The sequence below is a fragment of the Pontibacter ummariensis genome, from assembly GCF_900188175.1.
Taxonomy (GTDB): domain Bacteria; phylum Bacteroidota; class Bacteroidia; order Cytophagales; family Hymenobacteraceae; genus Pontibacter; species Pontibacter ummariensis.
This window is the reverse complement of sequence record NZ_FZOQ01000006.1, coordinates 230864-252114: the sequence shown is the minus strand read 5'-3', so window position 1 is coordinate 252114 and position 21251 is coordinate 230864. Positions and strand designations below refer to the sequence as shown.

Genomic DNA, 21251 nt, shown 5'->3' with positions numbered 1-21251 from the left:
AAGCAATAGCCAGTACTTAGAGCCAGCTCATCGTGATGTCCTCTCTACAACGCCTCTTACCTGCTCCACTACACGGTTCAAATCATCCTCTGTCAGATTAGATCCCGATGGCAGGCAGAGTCCCTGGTAAAAAAGCCTCTCGCTGGTACCGTCGCCATAGAAAGGAGCTGTTTCAAAAACAGGCTGCAGGTGCATGGGTTTCCAAAGCGGGCGCGATTCTATGTTCTCTTTTTCCAGGCCCAGGCGGATAGCCTCCCTCGTCAAGTCTCCCGTAGCATCGTCCTCCACTAAAATGGCACTCAACCACCTGTTTGCATAATAGCTTTCGTTAGGCTCATCAGCAAAGCGAATAGCAGGATAAGGGGCAAGCGACCTTTTATAGAACGCATAATTATTGCGCCTTTTCTCCACACGCTCTTTTAACACCTCCATTTGTCCACGCCCGATAGCCGCGCAAACGTTGCTCATCCTGTAGTTGTAGCCAATATGGGAATGCTGGTAATGGGGGGCGGCATCCCGTGCCTGGGTAGCCAGGAAGCGGGCTTTCTTTACCCAATCCTCATTTTTAGACACCAAAGCCCCTCCACCCGAAGTGGTGATGATCTTGTTTCCATTGAAAGAAAGAATACTCATGGCGCCAAAAGTACCAAGCTTCTGCCCTCTGTAAGAAGAGCCCAAGGCCTCTGCCGCATCCTCTACTACCGGTATCGCATGCCGGTTCGCAATTTCCATGATACGGTCCATTTGAGCTGGCATGCCGTAGAGGTGCACCACGATAATGGCCTTTGGTTTCTTGCCTGTCCGCTCCACACGGTCCAGAATCGCAGCTTCCAGGTAACGGGGTGACATGTTCCAGGTTTGGGCTTCACTGTCCACAAACACAGGCGTAGCGCCCTGGTAGGCAATAGGGTTGGCAGAAGCCGAGAAGGTCATGGACTGGCAGATCACCTCATCTCCCGCCTGCACTCCCAAAATAACCAGTGCCAGGTGCAGGGCAGCTGTGCCAGCGCTTAGGGCCGCTACGTGTACCCCCTCCCCTAAGTAAGAGGCAATGTCCTGTTCAAAGCCATTGACGTGGGGCCCAAGCGGAGCTATCCAGTTCGTGTCGAAGGCCTCTTGTACATACTTAAACTCGCTCTCGCCCATATGCGGCGAGGACAGCCATATCTTTTCTTTCATAGTCTTTTCTTTTGCTCGTAATAGTCAACGCAGACGGAGGGGTACTTCTCTCTTTTCATCTTATCAATCACGAGGTCTACCTTGTATACCAGTGCCTCCAGGTTTAGAGCCTTGCTTTCGGTATCATAGATGACGTAGTTGATCACGTTGATGTATTTCCTGTTCTGCCCCACGCTCCCGGTGTTCGTCAGCTTTCTCCCTGTAACTGACTCAGCTGTGAACTGATGGTGCGAATGCCCAATGATATAATCTTTCTCTAGTTTCAGCGCATTGACGTCCGTATCAGGATAAATGTATCGGTTATTGACGGTATGCTGTACCTGATAGTCCCCTATTACAGTGCTTTCTCCATAACCGGCGATTATTTCGTGCTGCAGAAAGGAGGGGTAGCAATGCTTGAAAAAAGCCTGGGCCACAGGATGCTCGCCGGGGTAAGCCCCGTTCAGAAAGTACGTTTCGTGGTTGCCCCGAAGGCAGGTGCAGCCCACACTTTCCAGTAACTGCACACACTCGTTGCTCCAGGGGCCATAGTTTACCACATCCCCATGGCATACCAGCTGGTCTACCTCTTTTTGCTCCTTTTGGAGCATTTTCTCGAGTGCAACCAGGTTGCCGTGTACGTCTCCAAAAATCAATACGCGCATGCCCCTTTCTTTAGGTTGGGAAAACCATGCTTTTCACTTTTTCAGTAAAAGGCCTGGTGCTGATGTTGCTTCCCGCTAGGTATTTTTCCAGAAGCGTGGTGTCAACCACCGCTCTTGAGGCACTAACCGCCTCATCTGTATTCAAAATGTTCTCAATGGGGTTCCCTGTGAGTTCACATAGGCTTTCTGCCAAGGCCAGTAGGGAAACCTCTTCTCCGGAAGCCAGATTGATAATTTTGTCGGGCCAGGACCGCATACGAGCTATGTGACAAATAGCTCTGGCCGCGTCCTCTACATGCAGGAAGTCGAAGCTAACCTTATTCCCGTTAGTCAAGCTGATCTTTTCTTTGTGCTGGGCCTGCTTTAATAGCTTTGTCAGGATGCCTCCCTCCTTCATGCCGGGGCCATAGAGCGCTGAGATACGCAAATGCAAGACTTCGATGTTATGCTGCGCCGCAACAGAACTCATCACGACCTCCTGTGCCAGTTTGGAAGCGCTGTAGCCTACGTGGTTGCCCATAGGATAGGTACTGGCTGTCTCTTTCAGCGGCACCGGCCAGGGCTTACCCACTACAACGAGGGTAGAGCAATTAATTACTTTCTTAACCCCGTTGGCAGCAGCCCAGTTCATGATGTTTGCGCCACCAATCACATTGGCTTCATATAAACGTCTCAGATCATCAGGGCTGCTGAAGCCTTGGGCAGGATCAGGCAAGGCAGAGGCACAGTTCATGATCACATCCGGAAGTACCCCAATGTCCTTAAAGGCTTTTGGCTGCGTAATGTCCACCGCATAGGCTCCATCCCGAGGGGTGCGCCGCACGGCATACACCTCCTCCCCCGCCTGTTGCAGGTGCTTCATCAGGGTACTCCCTAAGAATCCGCCCGCGCCGAATATCAAGTGTTTCATACAAATGTGCGTCTGTTCTTTTAGTGACTTCTAAACTTGACGGTGCCAAACCTGGCTGTTTAGCTTCAGGCACCCTACCCTTTCCGCACACCACTTATAGGGAAAACATAATACGAAATTAGCGGCAAAACCATACGGCAAGGTTTCGTGTTTCTCTCATCCTGAAAGCATTTTGTTAACTCCCAGCAATAGCCCGGGGTCCTGCTAAACCAGGTACTTACAAAACGGAAGAAGGACCTTCCTTTTACCGACGCAGTTTTCCGAACCTGTGCCGGTAAAGCTTGCTGCGCATAAAGTACAGGCCTGTTCCCCTCCCTGGAGGGGCTAGGGGTCGGGCTGCCACTACTTAGAGAAACAATCGAAAGTATTAGACTGAAAATGGGAAGTACTGACTTTGATACCCTTCCAGCACCTTGTTTTCTTTTAGTGCATTTAATTGCGAGGGCTCCACAAAAATGTCGGACCAGGTTCTGAACACCGCCCCGTCCCGAAGCTTGGGCTGTGTCATCTCCTCTATGCCAAAGAGATGGTTCAGCAAGGCCTCTACCTCATTGAAACCAAACATATACCGGAGGGGTGTGGTACCGCTAAAGCGACCATTTATCTCAAACACGACCGGTTTCCCATCTTTTATCCTGTATTGGAAATTTGCCGGCCCTTCTACCCCCAGGCGCTCTGCGATGCGACATATAATGGCATCATAAGGATTCTCGCCTTCCCGGTAAGCCCTGTAAGTGTTCCCATCGCGCAGGTCCCGTTTTAAGGAGACAATAGCCCGGCATTTTCCATCCACCACTATGCAGCCGGCCGTGTACTCTCCCTCTTCTTCCCCTATCATTTCCTGCACTACAAGATTGTTCGGATAAGAACACACTTCCTCCAGGTCCTGCTCATTTTCGATAACTTTTAATCCCTTCGAGCGGGCGCCATCCACTGGTTTGGCGATATAAGGAAAGGAGCTTTTCTGGCGCAGTTCTCGGAGGGCTTCTTTATCTGTTGTCAGGGCCGACACAGGATAGGGGAAACCATGCGCTTTCAAAAACTCTGCTGTCAGCCACTTGTCATTGGCGATCCGGATTACCTCAGGGCTGGACACAACAACCTTTACATGGTACTGCTCTTCCAGACGTTGCTTGTTTTCAGCGTAAACTGGCAGCTCTACATCTGTGCCAACCAGTACTGCATCTACTTTCTCTTTCTGAAGGATATCTTCCACAGCAGGTAAATAGCCGGGATCGGTCGCCATTGGGATAAGGTAAGCCTTATGCCCCAGGCTATGGCCCTGGGCTCTGTAATCCGGGTCGGCCGTGATGATGTAATATGCGTTTTTAGAGACTTTTAGGCTACGGAGTATGCCCTGCCCCAGCAAGGCACCGGCACCTGTAACAAGTATTCTTTTCATATAAGCGTCAGTTCTGATTTTTTTGGCGAACATGGTCAATAAAAGATGGCATCGTGGCATGCCCCTGTGCTGTTACCCCCTCCGATTTCAGCACCTTCTCCACTGTTAAAAGCAGGATTTTCAGATCCAGGGCAAAGGAAAGGTTCTCGACATACCTGGCATCGTACTCAAACTTCTCATCCCAGGTAAGTGCGTTTCGCCCTTTCACCGCCGCTAAGCCTGTGATACCAGGCCGCACCTCATGCCGTTTATGTTGCCTTTCGGTATACAAGGGAAGGTACTCAACGAGCAGCGGCCTGGGACCAATCAGGCTCATCTCTCCTTTCAGTACATTTAGCAGCTGCGGTATCTCATCCAGCGAGGTCTTCCGGACAAATTTCCCTACGGGCGTTAGCCTTTGCTCGTCTGGCAACAACTTGCCTTGCTTGTCCTTCAGATCGTTCATCGTCTTAAACTTAATGACACGAAAGACCTTCCCCCCCTTTCCGGGTCGGGGCTGTAAAAAGAAGACATCACCCCGGTTTGCCACGAACAGTAACAAGGTAACGAGCAGGAAAACGGGCAGCAAGACAAGCAGCGCAACCAAGCTGATGCTAAAATCGAGGAGCCGTTTGATGTAGCGTGGGTACAGTTTCATATTTTTTTAAGTGTTCCTGGTACTCCTTTAGCAGGAGCTTCCATAAGTGGGTTTGTTCATAGCGCTCCACGATCATGCGACGTGCCTTGCCGCTTAGCCGCGCGTAAAGCGCCTGGTCCACTAGTAATTTCTCCATCGCCTCGTAGAGTTCATCGGTTGCCTTCGGCGGAATGATCAGGCCGTTCTCCCCCTCCTCGATGATTTCGTTGCAACCATTAATATCCGTCACAATACAAGGCAGGTCGAAACAGCCTGCCTGCATTGGTACGTTCGGGAAGCCCTCCCGGTAAGACGGGAAAGCCAGCGCATGGCTCAGTGCCAGGTAAGGCCGCACATCAGACTGGTAACCGACAGATATAATGCCCGGGTTCTTTTCTATCTGCTCCAGTGTTTCTTCCGGAACAGGGTCTAAGTCCTGCTCTAGTGGCCCCACCAATAGCAGCTTACAGTTGGGGTGTTGCAGGTTTAGTTTTGTAAAGGCGGCGATCAGTTCCTGTATGCCCTTGTCTTTTACAATACGGCCAACGAAAACAAAAAGGAAATCGTTTTCGCGGACGCGAAGGCTTTCTTTTAGCTGCTGCTGTTTTTCGGCACTAAGCGTACTTCTGCTAAAGAAAGCTGTGTTGATGCCGTTGCTGCTCCCGTTTCCAATCACTTTCAGCTTTTCCGGATTATGGTAAAGGCTGTCTGAGATGATCTCCGCTAAATTACTGGAGTTCGGGTACACCTTGGTGGCACAGGCATAGGTTAGTTTCTCCACCATTTCTAATATGTAGCGCCTGAGTCCGCTTGTCTCCAGCAGGTATAAGCCTGCTACGGTGTGCAAGCGGATAGGGACACCCGCCAGCTTCCCCCCCAACATAGCAATAATACCAGCCTTGGGCGTGTGCGAATGTATAATAGCCGGCCTGTACCGCCTGCAAAGTTTATAAAAGTGCCACAGGGCTTTCAGGTCCTGGAGCGGTGTTATTTTACGGGTCAGGCCCAAAATAATATGTGGACAGTCCTGCTCTTTCATGGCCACCTCTCTTTCCGGGCCGTCTGCCGAGAGCATGATCGGCTTAAAGCCATGCTCCTTCATATATGGGAGTTGCCCCACGATCAGGTTCTTTAGAGAAATAGGTACTGTTGTAACACGAAATAAGACTGCCATTATGCTTTACCTTTTTGGATATGGTGGTATACGTCCAGCATGCTCATGCTCACCATCCCATACGTTTCTTTTAACTTCATAAAATGGTTCAGGATCAATACCAGGTCCTGCAGACTTTGCCTGGGGCTGTCGCCGAAGTTATGCGGATGCCACCACAGGTGGTAACACTCCCTGGCTTTTGCCGCTGCCGTCATCTCCCGTAGTACCCGTTTTAAGCGCAGACGGTTTAAAAAATTGTACTTCGGGTGTATCGGCCTCAGCAAGCGGCTGGCCGGAATGGCCAGTGGCAAGCCTTCTTTCAGCTGCAGCGAAGACAGCTTGTAGGACGTTTTTGCCCCAACCGGCACATAGGCATCCGCAGAGCGGAACAGTCTCTTCAGCAACCGCTCCTTCACATTCATATCCCAGAACCAATCCACCGGATTTGAACGAACCGTTTTGATACCCTCCTCAAAACAAACTTTCAGGTAGTCCTCATTCAGTTGATTCCGAGGGAACACCATGGAGTGCAGCATGGCTCCTTTTCTGGCGGCTATACTTTTAGCCGCCTGCAGGTCGCTTCTGAACTGGTCTACGGTCTGGCCAGCTTCCCGACAATAATAGTGCGAATAGGTATGGGTGGCCATCTCCTGGTACGGCGTGTTTTTTATCTGGTCTACAAGGGCCGGCGCAAAAAGGTACGGTGCCAGCTCAGGCTTTCCGGCGTACCAGTTTTGCAGCCTATAAGAAGATAAAGCCTGGTTTTCATAATCAGGCAGGACTTTCGGCTTAAAGGAGGTCCAGTCGTCCCAATCGTTCGCAAAGAGCATCCCCACGGTAGCCCAGGTAACGCGTATTTCCTCCCTTTCGAAATGTGCCAGCATTTCCGGAATTACCTGGCGCGTATTTTCAAAGTAACGCCCCTTTTCCTCCAGGGGCACCCTGTCGAAAATACCCCAATACAATTCGAAGTCTAATGAAATAGTAAATACTGGTAGATCGCTATGCATGTACTGTTGTTGCGTTTTCAATTGCCGCTGCCTCCATCAATTTCTTTTGCTTTAGGAAGCGCTTGTACTTTATCCTTCGCTTATAGTCAAGGTAGGAGAGCACTACAAAGAACAGGAAATACATCACCATACTCTTTTGCCTCATGGCTATCCCCAGGTTCGACATAACGAAGGAAAGTGCCAGGGAGGAGGTCAGGAAAATCGTAAGGCTCATCTTTACCAGAGAAGAGGAATTTGTCAGGTACTTAATAAAGCCCTTATCGAAAAGCTTGCTCGTTAAATAGAGATACAGCAGGTTCTCCAGAGAAACAAAGAGGCCTAAAGCTCCCGGGGCATCAAAGAACAAGGGGCGAAACCAGAAAGTGAACAGCTTGAGTGGCAGGGGATATGCGTTTATGTTAACACCGGATCCGGAATCAGACAGGTTCGCCGCCCGCTCTGTAGCAAATTCTTCAAAGCCCTCCACAATGCCCTCGTTTAAATTAATGTTAGCCATGGCCAGTATCTGATCGGAAAAGATGATCAGGGCGCCGATAAAAGAAACGTAGACCAGCAGCTTCTGGTAAAAAGGCACCTGCTCTTTACCGGTAAAATACCCTACCACAGCGCCTGCTCCTAAAAAGAGAAATACGTGTGGTCTAATCTGAAAGACGATAAAAGAACCCAGCAGCAAAGCGAGAATCCTTTTTTGCGGGAACTTCATGGCATAAGCAAACAAACCTATGCCCAGGAAAATGAGAGATCCCTTGCTAAAGGCAACGGTCCAGAAATGCATATTTGGCAGAAAAAGCAGCAGGGTAATGAATTCGAGCTTTAGCACTTTCACTTTTGTCTTTACATTCTCTTTGAAGAAAATATAAAAAAAGACAAAGCCCAGGTAACCAAACCAGGAGAACAAGGCCAACATCGTTTCATAAGAGAAACCCAGACTTTTGGCAAAGGGATAACCAACAAACTCTATAAACTTTGTATCGGACCCAAAGGCAGCGAACCAGGAGTCGTACCGGGTAGAGGCGTTTTCGTAGTAAGCCTTTGAGTCGGAGGGATGGGAAAGCTGGTAGACGTAATAGATAAGCCAGAACAAAGTGTGGTAAGCGTATAAACCGTTTAAGAGGTTAACAGACAGGAAGGGGAACTTCTTTTTCAGGTAACTTAGAATAGGCTGGTTTATGCCATATAATATTACTATCAGAATTAATGCCCCCATCATCTCTTAAGCGTCTTTTCTTAATGTACTCTGCTGTTCTGTTTATAATTCTTTGCAAGGCAGCGTGCCATAGCTAAACGGCCTTCGTCCTTCACCTGTGCCTCTGCTCCTACGTACCTCGCTGGTTCCGATACCATATTTCCATGGTCAGCAGGCCAAACAAAACCTTAGCCCGCTTGTCTTTCGACATGGCCACCTTATCGTTCATCAGATCTTCTACAAAGGAGGTGTCCAGCACATCTTTGTAGAGGCAGTTGCTACTATACAGGTAATCCTTGAGTATAGGTTGCAAGGTCTGGTCTACCATTCCGATGATCGGCACCTCAAACCCCCGTTTTGGGAGTTTCTCGTTGCCAGCCGGCAGGTACCTGGCGGCAAGCTTGCGGAGCAGATATTTTGTTGTTCTCCCCTTCACTTTCAATTTGTCCGGTAAGGAGGGAGCAAACTCCAATATATCCTTGGACAGGAAAGGTGACCTTCCTTCCAGTGAACTCTGCATGGAGCTGATATCGATCTTCTTTAGCAGGATATACGGCAGAATGGTCTGGAAGTCGGACAGCATGATCTTGCGCAGGTCAGAGATGTCTTTCCTATAGATGCCATTGATCGTTTTCTCCAAGGCCGTGTCAGGCTTCACTTTAAAGAGGGAGGTATCCAGCAGGAGGTCAGAACTGGCGCTCAGGTACTGCTCGTAACTGTCCAGGCTGTTGAGCTTCGCCAGGCGGTAGCCATAATTATAGAGGCTCATTTTATCTTTCGGAGACGGAAGCATGGGGGCCACTACCTTCGATAAAGCCTTTACTCCTTTGCTGCGCAGCAGGGCGTTTGCATAAGGCACATAGCGCCTGTAGCCGCCCAAAAGCTCGTCTCCGCCATCTCCATTCACAATCACGGTCAGGTGTTTCCTGGCCTCTTTGGCCACGTAGTAAGAAGGTATCTGGGAGTCATCCACAAAGGGCTCTCCGTAGGCGTTCACAATTTTTTCGAAGTCCTGCAAAAGATTGTCGTAAGACACGCTCAGCTCCTGGTGCCTGGTACCTAAATGGTTCGCCACTTTTCTGGCGATGGGTGACTCGTCGTACTTGTCGCTGAACTTTACGGTGAAAGTGCGTAGTTCCGGTTTCACCTCTGTAGCCATGGCGGTGACAATGCCACTGTCGATACCCCCGCTCAGGAAGCAACCTACTTCCAAGTCGCTGCTTTCGATGCGCTGCCGCACCGCCAGCTTTAACCTTTTGTCCAGCTCGGCCAAGGCCTCTTCTTCGCTGATGTCTAAGGTTTTCTCATAAAAAGGGACAATAGACCACCACTGCCTTTGCTCCGACATAGCGCCGCTGCGCACGTCTATTTCAAGTAAGTGGCCGGGGCGCAACTCGTATACTCCTTCAAAAGGCGTGTCTTTCCCATACACCATGCCGCTATGTAAATAAGTAGCAATAGCCGATAACCTGACAGAGGGCCGCAGCACTTGCTGCAGCACGTTCTGTTCGCTGCCGAAGTAAATGCTTTCGTCTGTTTTAGAGAAGTACAGCGGCTTTTTACCGGCCCGGTCGCGGATAAGGAACAGCTTGCCCTTCCGTTTGTCATACAGCGCCATGGCAAACATGCCTTCCAGGTGCTCTAGCATGTCCAGGCCCATTTGCTGGTACAGCAGCAGGATCGTTTCAGTATCGGAATGGGTATTACCCCTTAACCTGAACTGCTTACGCAGGTCCAGGTGGTTGTAGATCTCGCCATTGAAAATGATGGCTGCATCCTCTGTATCCATGGGCTGGGTACCGCCTGCAATGTCCACGATGCTGAGCCGGGCATGAAAGAGATGCACGTTGGGGTCATAGGTTTTGTACACCTGCCCGTCCGGCCCCCGGTGGCACAGCATCTCTTCCGCTATTTTCATGTCGCTTTCTTTCAGACGACCAACATTTCCAAATATTCCGCACATAGTTAATTAAAACAATTCCAGGTCTCCCATGGTGAAGGACCAGTTATTTATGTTGCCAGCGAGTGCTATCAGTTCGCTATCATTCACCTCCCGCACGGTTACTTCCGGGGCGAGCTGGCGCAGCGAAAACATTCTGAAGCGGATCCTTTCCCAGCGACTGATCGGGCCTTTCAGCATCAGACTGATAAAAGGAGTACCCAAACGGCCCGCCAGCTTGTGGCTGGCTTTGAGGAGCTGCTGCCGGTTTGGTTCGCCCCGCAGCCAAAGCGCATCGCATATCCTTAGCTCGTAGAAGTACTTTCGGGGCTTTAAATGAAAGAAGAGTAAAACCGCCTGCCCCTTTGCCTCATACACGAAAGACCCATAGGGTAGCTCCGGGATAGACTGATAGCGCCACTTGTAGTAATCAGCAGAATGATTCACATGGATCAGATCAGGTTTTAGATCAACTTGATAATTCCCCAAACCGCTGAAGTCCAGCTTTTGCAAATCGCGGTGGTAGGCCCAAAAGCGTTCTTTTGCAAATCTTGAATAACTAAAGGCTACGCTTCCTACCAGGTTAGGTTTCCCGAGCACCTGCCAACCCATTTTTAGGTAACCTGGTTTTGACTTATCGTTTGGCGTGTTGTAAATAAAAGAAGGAGGTTCGCTTTCTTTCAGATCCGCTATTAGCCCCTTCGTAAGCCGGGAAAAAATGCCCTTGCCCCTGTAATCGGGATGAGTACCGGTATCGACTGCCCGGAAGGCAGACAGTACCTTGTCCTGGTGTTTCCATTGCCAGCGCATAAAGGCCCGCAGCCCTACGAGCTTGTCCTCGTCAAAGGCCAGCAGCACCGGCGATTCGCCGAAAGGGTTGTCAATGTGTTTCCAGCGCCAGAAGCTCTCTGTCGGGGCGCCGTGCGCGGCCCCTAACGACAGCTCAAACAACTCAATGATGGCCGGTAGATCGCTTTCGCTAGCTGCTCTTACTGTATATTCTATCCGTTTCTTGGCTGTATGCTCCATGTGTTAAAAATTGATGGTAGACTTCTTCCAGTTCCTGCACCATTTTCTTCATGCTAAAGTGCTCCTCAATCCGCTTACGGGCATTGGAGGCGATCTCCTGTCTTCTTTCTTTATCGTGTAGCAGTGCCTCGATGTGCGCCTGCAGCGAGGCAATATCTCCGGCAGGGCTCAGCAGGCCTGACACACCATCCACCACGACTTCCGGAATGCCGCCAACACGGGTAGCCACCGGGGCGCAACTCATGCTCATCGCCTCCAGCAAAGCTATCGGCAGGCCTTCATAGTCGGAGGTCATCAGGTAAATGTCCGTCATGTCAAAATAAGGCATCACGTTGTGCTGCAGCCCTTCGAAAAAGATTCTGCCCTTCAGATTGGCCTGCATCGCCTGTGCCTCCACCTCTGCTCTTTCCGGCCCATCCCCTATCAGCACAAAGCTCACCTTGTCATGACCGGCCACAATCTCACGGGCCACCCGGACGAAATGATCCAGCCTTTTCTGCTTGCGGAAAACAGCCACAGTGCTTATCACCACATGGTCTTCCGGAATGCCCAGGCGCTGGGGCAGATCTGTTTCCGTGGTGCCGCGGGTAAAAAAAGCGGTATCGACCCCGTTTAAAACCAGTTTCAGTTTCTCAGGTGCCACCACCTCCTTCGAGGCCTGCTCTGCATCGGCTGAAACAGCAATTGTCAGGTCGCCCAGAGGCAGGGTTAAGCGGCTCATGAGCTTGGTGAGCATATGGTAGCTCGAGAAGTTATTGTGCTCTGTATAAATAACCGGAACGCCGGCTAACTTGGCAGCTACCCTGCCCGCGATACCCGCCCAGGCCAGGTGGCAGTGCACCAGCTTGATGTTGTGGCTTTTGATATAATCGACCAGGGCCGGCACCTTTAGGGAAATCTCGATATTATTAGCAGCTGAGAAGCAGGTAACCTTACCTCCATGACGCTCAATAGGCTTCACTACCTGGTCTTTCCAGGGAAGAAAATAGATGTAATGAAACTCAAATTGCTCTTGGTCATGGTATTTCAGCGTTTCGGGTAGCAGCATTTCTGCCCCCCCTCTACCGAGTGACTTTATAATGTGTAGAATTTTTATCTTTCCCGCCATGTGGCTCAATGGTTTTAGCTATTCTGTGTTCCATAAACAGTTCCGTGCAGGAACCACTTCATCTTTTCTGTTTCTTATTTTCTTTTGACACTGCTAGTACTAAGGAGCGGGAACGAACTGTATATTAATTTACCCTTCCTACTTTTGCCCCTTACAATTGTTTAGGCAGGGTTACTTCTTAACAAACCTTCATACAAGTGAACAAAGGAAGCTGCGATCCCTTCATTCATGTATTTCTTATTTACCTGCCTGAAGGCATGTTCGACGATACCCTTCGATTTATCGCTGTTCTTTATTAGCTCGCCTATTGCCTCGGTGAAACCCTGTTCATCTCCAGGCTCGACAAGCCAGCCTGTTTCACCCGGCCTCACTACTTCGCCAACTCCGCCTACTTTGTAGGCCACCACCGGCGTTTTGTAAAGCATTGCTTCTAAAATAACACCGGGTAGTCCTTCAATAATGCTCGGAAGCAAAAGTGCTTGTCCATGCGCTATGTAGTCTAAAGGATTTTGCACAAATCCGGTAAAATGCACTTGCTCCTGCAAGCCCATCTCAGCTACAAGTGCCTCAATCTCTGCCCGCATAGGGCCATCTCCTACAAGCCAAAGGTGTACCTGAGGTAGACGCGCCGTGGTTGCTTTGAAGATACGGAGGAGGCCCCGATGGTTCTTTTCGAAGGAGAACCCTCCAACATGCACCAAGTTAACCCGCTCAGGGGAGCTGCCCGGAAAAGGATCCTTTACCTCAACCTTCTTCTCTAAGCCAATAGGAATTACTTTCGTCTTAGCGTCCAGGGAGGGGAATAAACCGACTAAGTCCTGCCTGGAGTACTCGCTGACGGAAGCTACGGCATCCGTATGGTTGAATAAGAACCGGGTATAGGCTTTTTGAAGCGGCTTCTTAAGATACGAACTTAAGGTACTGGCGTTACGGAATACGAGTGGCTGCTGCCATCTAAAAAGCAACTTGGAGAAAACGGCATATTTTAACGTGTCTCCGGCATTTGCCTGTACAATGTCCGGCTTTTCCGCTGCTATTTTATCAGCTAAGGCTTTCCAGCCGGCCCTGTCCCACAAGCTGCTCTTAGGGTTTGCATTAATAGAAAGGTAGTTCCTGTTGTATTTTAAGGCATCCGGGCTTTCGTAAATAGCCAGTATTTTGGAACAATGTCCTTTTGTCTCAAGATTATCCGTTAACTGTGCTGCAAAGATTTCGGCTCCGCGTAGCTGTGGTTTATGAATTAACTGAAGGATTTTCATTTAAGTTGATTTACCCCTTTAACTCTCTTTAAGAACAATTCAAGTTGCAATAGCAGATTAAGTTGGCCTTTTTTCTACAAGAAAAGCGCTTCTCCTGCAGATGATGTACGGCTCAAATGAAAGGCGCGCTACTTATCAGGGAAGAGATCATAAGCGGAGTTCTTAACCCCTCTGTATAACTACAGCTAAAGAGCTGCTTATACAAGGTTCTAGATAAAAAACCTTGCTCAACACTTGCGGCTGAAGGCATACAATACGGCTGTTCCTGTAGCTTTCTTCCCGTAAGGGGAGACCTTAGTGTGCTTCTTTAGCTTTTACTTGGTTCAGGGCATAACTTACCGCGTAAGGGTACGACAACTCATCTGGGGTATTATCAGACTTAATATATTGGTTCCTGTATGTATTATAGTTAGGCTTAAGGCTTAGATCAATTTCCTGCAGATCATAATTATCTATGTTGATAACCTTTACATTTAGCTCTTTTGAAAGAGTCCTTATTGACCTCATGATATTTTCATAAGGTTCAAAGCCCCTGCTTGAGACCATTAATAAGGGCTTTTTATATATCACGGCAAAATTTACAGCTCCGCTATAATGAGTCATCACCAAAGCCGCATGCTTTACCAAATTAAGACTTTTGCCTGTTACAAGCTTTTTACCCTTAAACCTTTCTTGGTAGTGTGGATACTTTTCTGCTTCGGGGTGCCCGGCTATAACAACTGGTTTACCGTATTTTTGAGAGACATCATCCAATAGCTTGTTTAGCTTTTGGTAATACCTATCCACGTCTTTGTCATCCGCCCTCAGGTTTTTCAAGTCGGAATGATAATAAATCATTTGATCTAAAAAGACAATAGCATCTTGTAGAGAGAGGTCCAGCTCTATATCCTTCTTTAACAGATGTATATTATAATCATCTGCATGCGTTAGGATAACCCTTTCTTTAGGGTAACTAGAAGGAACTTGTTCTATGTTAGTAACCATTAAGTAATCGGGCTGATAGGCTTTTAAACCTACTACTTGTCCATACTTTCTGATAGCTTTCTGAACCACATAAAGCATTACATTACTAAAGGGCCGATATAAATTATAGAAAAATATGTTTCGTAGAACTGACTTTAGTGGATTAGAACTTTTACTGCTAGCTAAAGGAATACTTTTCGTTATCCTTCCAATCCAAATAAGGTCCTTGCGACACTTTATGATCTTGTATAGAATGGGAAAATAATGGAAGGTGCCTAAAGTAGAAAACAAAACAGCGCCGCTTTCTAACTCTTGCACCTTATCTTTAAGAATATCAAGGCTGTTGATCATAACAACATACTCCTTTATTGCTGGAGCATTCAAAACTATGTTACTGCTAAGACCAAAAAGGTTTCCAAAGTACCAGATTTCAACCTCGTGTCCCAGTTCTTTAAGCTGATTAAACTGATAGCTTTCAGTCATGCTATTTCGAAAAAGGCGTACTTCCAGAAAAACAATTTTACTCATAAGGGTGCTGTGAGACTTTGCTAATTGCGGCTTGCATGATGATAAATAGGATATGAAGCTTTACCTCTACTCTATATACATTTGCGTCTAGGGACATAAACCCCCTCTTAAAACAAAAGGTTACGGTTTTGCCAGCGTTTATAACAAAAGACAGGGGCCAAAAACACGCAAACCGTTCCTATCAAAAATAGAGCTTATTTATTGTATGAAGCTTTGATAGGTGAAATGTACTTTAAGTCTTTGGCAGGAAGAAGGCTGTGTAGGCTTACCTGAAAACACCCGGGAAAGATTAAAGCAGTTCACCAGGGCGCTCTCATAAATGCTTCTTTCCCCTTAGTACGGACTATGTTTACAGTTTGAGAGTAGGAACCCTTTAATGAAAATGGACAATTCATTAGAAAGGCAAAGGGCTTGTGCCTATGCTGGCCAAGAAAGCTGATCAAAACTACACGGCCAGGCGAGCTTAAGCCCTATTAAACTGCCTCAGAGGATGCTTACCTAGAAGACGGTGTACCTATGGAGTGTACTGAAGGGGCTGCTTATCTTTTACCCAAACTGGGTTTTGGTTAACAATAGTACACGCTCCGCAATACGACGTATAGCGGAAATGCTCTTTGGCAATATAATTGTTCGTAAAATGGTACCAGAAGTCAGACTCGTACTCATTTGGGAAGCGGGAGGCTCTCATTTGGAACCCAATGGATAAGTCCTCCCAAGGTAAGTAGTTTTCTATCACACACATAATAACCTCTGCCCTTATTCGAAGCTGCATTACCTTATAGCCTTCTACCTTAGCTACAAGGTCCTCTTTGTCGATCACCTTATATACATCATGGTAGAAATCGGCATATATGATTTTGCCCACTATCTCTTGATGTAAATCGTCTGTCGGAATGATTTGCAGTATTTGCTTCCCCCTAAAACCGGAGGACTTTAGATAATCAACAATGGCGCCTGGATCATACTGGAACTCCTCTTTAAACTTATTAATGTAATAAGTGCAGTCCTCTTTGTCTAAGTAAGTAGTTTCTACAGCTTTTGACGTTAAGTCCCCATCCCTAAACTCTATCACTTTGGCAGAATCAGGCCTTAAGGTCGTAACTGAAAGCCTTCCCAGGATTTTTTCGTAGTCCCCAAACGTGTTCTTGAGGTTTAAGTCCTTAATATACTTATCCCTTTCTGCATACTCAGAAAACATGCCTGCATAAGGCATATAGTACCGCGGAGTTGTTTCCTGAACGTACTTGAGCACGTTAGACTTAATTGCATTCCTGTTCCTTTTAAGCACAGCTACTTTCTCTTCCTCTGTATAGCCTTCGTAACAAAGCGGAAAGCCTGAGGCTCCTCCAGCAAATGAGGTCATTAGCAGATCAACATTCTTAGGAAGCTCATGGGCATTGAGGAAGTTAGAGTCTACAGTTAGTAATAGCTCATGGCCGTTGGCGCACACGTATAATCCAGAGTCGTCCCGGAAGTCACCGGATTTTAGCAGGCTTACCTGAAAGCCTGGGGTAAGCTCAAAAATGTCTAAAAAGTTGAGCGCTTTTACTTGAGTAAAACCAAGGTTACGTAAGAACTTCTCGGATGATCCGGACCTAAACTTTGGGGTGATAATGGTGATGTCGCGCGGTAGCAAGGCCAGGGTTTCTGCGTGCAGGTGGTCCGGGTGATTATGCGAGATATAAACGTAATCGGCCTTCTTCAGTAATTCGACAGACTCCTGAGGAGATGGGGCAGCTAACCACCAACCGGTCATAAACGCGGGACCAAACAACCAGGGATCCGTTATAATAGAGGTCCCATTACACTCTATAAAAACGGCAGCGTGGTTTAGCCATCGCAGGCTAACCGCTCCCTTCTTCTCTGATTGGAACGGATTCTTAAGCGACTTGTTGGCATCTTCTATGAACACCTCTCCTTGCTCGGACATCCGGAACGGCACCTGCTCTTTACATACATGTGAACTATTATATTGAAGGGTGTTTAGGTTGAGTCGCCAATCATGCATGGGGCATACCGCCTGCTCGCCTTTCACGATTAGCCTTCCTCCTGCATGATCGCATGTCTTATTAACAATGTAATCGATCTTGTGCGCGTCATTTACACGAATGATGTGATTCTTAACATCATTAATGCCAACCTTGAGTTCATCCAGTCGAACACATACCTCTTCCGATTCACTTACAGTCTCAAACCTGCCTAACTTGTTCATAGGGTACCTTGGTCTACTTTTCTAAAACAACATGGAAGCGAGCGCTTGTCGTGTTGCTTAGTTGATTCTTTATAATTAATTTATGTAGTTGCCTTATCTTAAAACCCGTTTCAGCAATAAGCCTGTTAATTCGCCTTTCGTTGTAAAAGCTTTGGATTGTGCCTTTCTCGTGCTCGCTTTGCACCAGCATGTCCCTGGCACCAAATCCTGATGAAGCATCTGTACAGATAAGGCTTAGATATACTAGTCTTTTTACCGTTCTGTTTAGCTCTTGCATGTATTTCCGTGCATTACTGAACTCCATGCTATCTAAAACGGAATCACAAATAGCTATATCAAAGAAGTTATCATGAAAAGGGAGCTCCGCTTTTTGGAGCAAGACAAAGCGATCAGCTAACTCAAAGCCCAAGGACTGCGCTAATTCTTGTGCCATCTTCAGCGCGTTAGAGGCAATGTCTACCCCGTATCCTTCTATTCCAAATTCCTCAAGTAATATGACTTGCCGCCCTATTCCGCAACCCAGGTCCAAGCCTTTTAGTTTTTGCTCTTCTACCAAGTGGTTTTGATAAGTGTCTACCCCAGTTTTTTTCTTTACAAAGCGGTTAAGAAACTTCACAACCTCTTCTTTTGGGTAGAAAATATAGTTCTCCTGACGGCTATAACTCTGCTCCCATTGTTCTAGTCTTAAACTTGCCATGGCCTGCTCTAAACGTTAAACAGCAATAACGAAAAGTCATAAGATACCCACTGTACCCCAACTTGCAGCTGTATCTGTTAGCGCAGTTAGAGGCATACTGCATGCGATAACAGCTAAGATGCTTTAACATGGTTATTGCTTCTTAGCGGGCTAACAGCAAGCCACCGGTATAGCCATAGAAATAAACTACTATAAGTTATTCATCTCTACCATTCTCTTGAATCTGTTAGAGGTTTCCTTAAGGGCGTCGAAGCTTCCCTCATTTTCTACCATACCATTCTTGAGGTAGACGATCCGGTCTGCATCTCTAACCGTTGATAAACGGTGCGCTATTATTATGATCGTATATTTACCCCTCAGCTGCTCAATATTTTCCTGTATGCTTTTTTCTGTTTCCGAATCAAGTGCAGAGGTAGCCTCGTCCATGAATAGAAAGTCCACTTCTTTATACAATTCCCGCGCAATGGATAAACGCTGTTTCTGCCCGCCACTCACCATAATGCCATTGTTTCCCAGCGGGGCATGCTCCTTTTCAGGAAGGCTCATTACGAAATCATAAATAGAGGCCATACGGAGTGCTTTATAAAAACGCGCTATGTTTTTTTCCGTCGGCTCATCCCAAAAAGTGATGTTGTTGAAAACGGTATCGTTAAAGATGACGGGCTCCTGTGTTATATAACCAATCCTTCTCTGAAAGGACCTGACGTCATATGCCTGAAGCTCTACGCCATCGATCAGTATCGTTCCTCTGTTTACCTGTAGCAAGCCACTTAGAACATTCATCAGCGTAGTTTTCCCTGACCCACTCTCACCTACCAGCGCTACCGTTTCATTTTTCCGAATCCTAAGAGACACATTTCTTAGCACCTGCGTATTATCGTAGGAGAAGTCTAGGTCTTTTAGCTCTATCTCGTGTTCAAACCTGCCAAAAGGCCTTGTCCCCGATCTTTCCTGGTGCCGTTCCAGTTCTTCCGAAAACTCGGTCATGTTATACAAGGAGCCCGAAACGGACAGAAAGGTGTTCCAGTAGTTTTGAACAGACATCAAAAAATTAAGGGCCCGGTAAAAGAACAGCAGGCTGAGAATAATTAAGCCCAAGCTCTGCCCAAAGAGGTTCACTTGGACTAAGATAACCACCACCACCACCAGTATGACAAGGGGCTCTCGTATAGCAACCAAGGCTGCAGCCAAAGTGCCTAGCCTACGCTGCACAAGTTCTATCCCTCCAATGGATTTTTTGAGCTTTTGGCCAAACTCGTGAATCAACCCGGAGGCTTTCAGGTACTTAAAGTTTGCCACCATTTGAATCAACAAGCCCTGAAAAGAATGGGTCCGGTTGGTAAACTTTTTTGATAGCTGCTTCGACTTTTTATAGAAGACATTGAATAAGGCATTGGTGAGTATTCCACCAATGGCAACAAATATGGCGAATTGTGCATTGGCCATGAGCGCAAAGCTCATGTACACAAATACCATTACACCATACTGGTATGCTTTAAAATAAGCCTGGTAGGCTTGGTTTACCCTATCTACTTCCCCACTAAATGTGTTCTGAATCTTACCGGAGTCACTGTTCACAAACTCAGTATAGCTGTATCCTGACAGCAAACTGATGTTCGAAAACCGGATTTGACGGATAAATCTCTGCTGCAGAACCACTTTATAGAAACCCTCCAAAAACTTCATTATCCCCTTTAGGGTAAAGAAGGACAACATAATTAAGAGAACCGTCTGCAAGTTCAGTTCGACGCCATACGTCTTCAGCCCCTCAACCAGAAAGGATAAGTTCCCCATCTGTTCTGTGTCTACCTCTCCCGCTCTACTGTCTATCATTTGTAGTAAGGGAAGAAACATGGCCAACCCAAAGCCGTCCAACACCCCTACCAAAATGCTTAGTCCTACAGAAATAAATATCTTATTTCCCAGGAAATGATAGAAGTAGGCGAAGTTTCCAAAGTATTTATTAAATATGTCTTTAATTTTACCCACGTTCTTCTCTAGAAATAACTAATTCAACAAGACTGAAATCAACTCCATCATCTATATCTATAGAAGCTACTTTATTCATTACGTACTTCTGTTTTTTTAATCTGCCCAACCCCTTTTGCTTTAACTTGTCTACGTTGATAATATAGATAGCCCCATTCAGCTCATACACTTTCGGGCAGTCCTGCCTCCTGGAAAAGTTTCCCTCTTTAGACTTTTGCAATACGCCGTCCGGATCTTCTTCGAATAGCACATAGTACGGGTTCGCGTCTGTTTCTTTTACAGAAACGATCATCTCCGTATCAGGCCTAACTAAGTTCAGTGCTTCCTGCAAGTGCTTACCTGTTCTTAAAGGCGAGGTAGGCTGCAGTAGCACGATGTAATCGTAAAGAACACCCTTGCTTTCATAAAACTGAAGGGCATGGAGCACAACCTGCTCTGTTGTGGCATGATCTGTGGCAAACTCTTTAGGCCTGATAAAGGGAACTTCTATGCCATACTCCTGTACCACGGCTGCAATCCCAGCGTCATCCGTGGATACACAGATGTTTTTCGGGTCGCTTATCTCCCGGGCGGCATCTATGGTAAACTGGATGAGAGGCTTTCCCTGAATCGGCTTGATGTTCTTTCCTGGCAGCCCCTTGGATCCGCCGCGTGCCGGAATCAAAAAAAGAAAGCTCATTAAAGTCTTAGTGTATCTTGTGGTTTATTTATCGCCCCTGACATGACCATCTGAGATAGTGTACTCCGCAAAGAAGAGAAATATTTTGAAAGGTACTGGAAAACAAAGCTGTTACCTTTCGCATTAAGATGATACCCATCTTCTAGGAATAAATCATTATCACCTGACTCTAAAGGGTCAACACTTGAAATAAAATCATATTCCTTTGTTAGCTTATCAAATATTGAATTGTACTTATCAACTTGGCGAGTAATTCCCGGATTCTTGTCTATCATGTTTTGACTGGGCTGTGCTATTTTAATTACTATTACCTTACTAATACTAGCCTCCCTGCATCGGCTAAAGTAATCTCTTAAGTTTTTCTCAAACTTATGTGGTAACACGTCTGCATACTTGGCCTCTCTTTTCCCAACAGTGTTAATAACACGCCATATCCTAGCAGAAACCGGTTTAGGCAGTTCATTCAGGGCTTTCACAAACAGCGAACTCCGTCTCAAGAATCTTGGAGCACAGTCAACGACCCCGATCTGCAATATAACCAGGCTCGGTTCGTAATGCTCCAAGTAATCTGATTTCGTAGAACTTACAAGGGCTTTGGTCGTTAAGCCCCTATAAAATTTAGGAATAAACAAAAACTCTGGATAAGCTTGGCAAAGCTTGAAGAACCATGTTTCTTCGAACTTTACATTTGCACGGGGTAAAGCCAAAGAATCTGCAACACATAACACTTTGTTACTAACCATTTTCC

18 protein-coding genes are annotated in these 21251 nt (G+C 47.0%); all 18 read right to left on the bottom strand.

What is annotated here, in order from left to right; all coding sequences use genetic code 11:
* Positions 1-27: 27 nt before the first annotated feature.
* A complete protein-coding gene (locus tag CHB92_RS09100; RefSeq protein WP_089318870.1) occupies positions 28-1179 on the bottom strand; it encodes a DegT/DnrJ/EryC1/StrS family aminotransferase in 1152 nt (383 codons plus the stop codon).
* Positions 1176-1823, bottom strand: a complete 648-nt coding sequence (locus CHB92_RS09095; RefSeq protein ID WP_089318869.1) for a metallophosphoesterase family protein — start codon at positions 1821-1823, stop codon at positions 1176-1178. Before CHB92_RS09095 ends, CHB92_RS09100 begins: the two co-directional genes overlap by 4 nt.
* 10 nt (positions 1824-1833) lie before the next feature.
* Positions 1834-2733: an NAD-dependent epimerase/dehydratase family protein gene (locus CHB92_RS09090; RefSeq protein WP_089318868.1), complete on the bottom strand. Its 900-nt coding sequence runs from the start codon at positions 2731-2733 to the stop codon at positions 1834-1836.
* Positions 2734-3100: 367 nt separating this feature from the next.
* Entirely contained in the window at positions 3101-4135 is a 1035-nt protein-coding gene (locus tag CHB92_RS09085; protein ID WP_089318909.1) for an ATP-grasp domain-containing protein, read from the bottom strand.
* Positions 4136-4142: 7 nt separating this feature from the next.
* Positions 4143-4772, bottom strand: coding sequence for a sugar transferase (locus CHB92_RS09080; protein ID WP_089318867.1), 630 nt, complete (start codon positions 4770-4772; stop codon positions 4143-4145).
* Entirely contained in the window at positions 4729-5925 is a 1197-nt protein-coding gene (locus tag CHB92_RS09075) for a glycosyltransferase family 4 protein (RefSeq protein ID WP_089318866.1), read from the bottom strand. Before CHB92_RS09075 ends, CHB92_RS09080 begins: the two co-directional genes overlap by 44 nt.
* Positions 5925-6914: a polysaccharide deacetylase family protein gene (locus CHB92_RS09070; RefSeq protein ID WP_089318865.1), complete on the bottom strand. Its 990-nt coding sequence runs from the start codon at positions 6912-6914 to the stop codon at positions 5925-5927. The genes CHB92_RS09075 and CHB92_RS09070 overlap by 1 nt, the downstream gene beginning before the upstream one ends.
* On the bottom strand, positions 6907-8124 hold the full coding sequence (locus CHB92_RS09065) for a hypothetical protein (RefSeq protein ID WP_089318864.1): 1218 nt from the start codon (positions 8122-8124) through the stop codon (positions 6907-6909). The genes CHB92_RS09070 and CHB92_RS09065 overlap by 8 nt, the downstream gene beginning before the upstream one ends.
* 106 nt (positions 8125-8230) lie before the next feature.
* Entirely contained in the window at positions 8231-10063 is a 1833-nt protein-coding gene (asnB, locus tag CHB92_RS09060; RefSeq protein ID WP_089318863.1) for an asparagine synthase (glutamine-hydrolyzing), read from the bottom strand.
* A 6-nt stretch (positions 10064-10069) separates the two neighbouring features.
* Positions 10070-11068, bottom strand: a complete 999-nt coding sequence (locus tag CHB92_RS09055) for a GNAT family N-acetyltransferase (protein ID WP_089318862.1) — start codon at positions 11066-11068, stop codon at positions 10070-10072.
* Positions 11019-12176: a glycosyltransferase gene (locus CHB92_RS09050; RefSeq protein WP_089318861.1), complete on the bottom strand. Its 1158-nt coding sequence runs from the start codon at positions 12174-12176 to the stop codon at positions 11019-11021. The genes CHB92_RS09055 and CHB92_RS09050 overlap by 50 nt, the downstream gene beginning before the upstream one ends.
* A 161-nt stretch (positions 12177-12337) precedes the next feature.
* Positions 12338-13435 (bottom strand): glycosyltransferase, encoded by a 1098-nt coding sequence (locus CHB92_RS09045; RefSeq protein ID WP_089318860.1) that lies wholly within the window; start codon positions 13433-13435, stop codon positions 12338-12340.
* Positions 13436-13729: 294 nt separating this feature from the next.
* On the bottom strand, positions 13730-14881 hold the full coding sequence (locus CHB92_RS09040; protein ID WP_106219092.1) for a hypothetical protein: 1152 nt from the start codon (positions 14879-14881) through the stop codon (positions 13730-13732).
* A 559-nt stretch (positions 14882-15440) separates the two neighbouring features.
* Positions 15441-17138: an MBL fold metallo-hydrolase gene (locus CHB92_RS09035; protein WP_089318858.1), complete on the bottom strand. Its 1698-nt coding sequence runs from the start codon at positions 17136-17138 to the stop codon at positions 15441-15443.
* 13 nt (positions 17139-17151) lie between these two features.
* Positions 17152-17835 carry a class I SAM-dependent methyltransferase gene (locus CHB92_RS09030; RefSeq protein WP_089318857.1) on the bottom strand — a complete coding sequence of 228 codons (684 nt, stop codon included), beginning with the start codon at positions 17833-17835 and terminating at the stop codon, positions 17152-17154.
* Positions 17836-18024: 189 nt separating this feature from the next.
* Positions 18025-19824, bottom strand: coding sequence for an ABC transporter ATP-binding protein (locus tag CHB92_RS09025; protein ID WP_218824245.1), 1800 nt, complete (start codon positions 19822-19824; stop codon positions 18025-18027).
* On the bottom strand, positions 19817-20503 hold the full coding sequence (locus CHB92_RS09020; RefSeq protein WP_089318856.1) for an acylneuraminate cytidylyltransferase family protein: 687 nt from the start codon (positions 20501-20503) through the stop codon (positions 19817-19819). Before CHB92_RS09020 ends, CHB92_RS09025 begins: the two co-directional genes overlap by 8 nt.
* Positions 20503-21246, bottom strand: a complete 744-nt coding sequence (locus CHB92_RS09015) for an SGNH/GDSL hydrolase family protein (RefSeq protein ID WP_089318855.1) — start codon at positions 21244-21246, stop codon at positions 20503-20505. Before CHB92_RS09015 ends, CHB92_RS09020 begins: the two co-directional genes overlap by 1 nt.
* Between the last annotated feature and the right edge of the window lie 5 nt (positions 21247-21251).

Coding starts and splice junctions, on each gene's coding strand:
- CHB92_RS09100 (WP_089318870.1), bottom strand. CDS start 1,179: ATGAAAGAAAAGATATGGCTGTCCTCGCCGCATATGGGCGAGAGCGAG.
- CHB92_RS09095 (WP_089318869.1), bottom strand. CDS start 1,823: ATGCGCGTATTGATTTTTGGAGACGTACACGGCAACCTGGTTGCACTC.
- CHB92_RS09090 (WP_089318868.1), bottom strand. CDS start 2,733: ATGAAACACTTGATATTCGGCGCGGGCGGATTCTTAGGGAGTACCCTG.
- CHB92_RS09085 (WP_089318909.1), bottom strand. CDS start 4,135: ATGAAAAGAATACTTGTTACAGGTGCCGGTGCCTTGCTGGGGCAGGGC.
- CHB92_RS09080 (WP_089318867.1), bottom strand. CDS start 4,772: ATGAAACTGTACCCACGCTACATCAAACGGCTCCTCGATTTTAGCATC.
- CHB92_RS09075 (WP_089318866.1), bottom strand. CDS start 5,925: ATGGCAGTCTTATTTCGTGTTACAACAGTACCTATTTCTCTAAAGAAC.
- CHB92_RS09070 (WP_089318865.1), bottom strand. CDS start 6,914: ATGCATAGCGATCTACCAGTATTTACTATTTCATTAGACTTCGAATTG.
- CHB92_RS09065 (WP_089318864.1), bottom strand. CDS start 8,124: ATGATGGGGGCATTAATTCTGATAGTAATATTATATGGCATAAACCAG.
- asnB (WP_089318863.1), bottom strand. CDS start 10,063: ATGTGCGGAATATTTGGAAATGTTGGTCGTCTGAAAGAAAGCGACATG.
- CHB92_RS09055 (WP_089318862.1), bottom strand. CDS start 11,068: ATGGAGCATACAGCCAAGAAACGGATAGAATATACAGTAAGAGCAGCT.
- CHB92_RS09050 (WP_089318861.1), bottom strand. CDS start 12,176: ATGGCGGGAAAGATAAAAATTCTACACATTATAAAGTCACTCGGTAGA.
- CHB92_RS09045 (WP_089318860.1), bottom strand. CDS start 13,435: ATGAAAATCCTTCAGTTAATTCATAAACCACAGCTACGCGGAGCCGAA.
- CHB92_RS09040 (WP_106219092.1), bottom strand. CDS start 14,881: ATGACTGAAAGCTATCAGTTTAATCAGCTTAAAGAACTGGGACACGAG.
- CHB92_RS09035 (WP_089318858.1), bottom strand. CDS start 17,138: ATGAACAAGTTAGGCAGGTTTGAGACTGTAAGTGAATCGGAAGAGGTA.
- CHB92_RS09030 (WP_089318857.1), bottom strand. CDS start 17,835: ATGGCAAGTTTAAGACTAGAACAATGGGAGCAGAGTTATAGCCGTCAG.
- CHB92_RS09020 (WP_089318856.1), bottom strand. CDS start 20,503: ATGAGCTTTCTTTTTTTGATTCCGGCACGCGGCGGATCCAAGGGGCTG.
- CHB92_RS09015 (WP_089318855.1), bottom strand. CDS start 21,246: ATGGTTAGTAACAAAGTGTTATGTGTTGCAGATTCTTTGGCTTTACCC.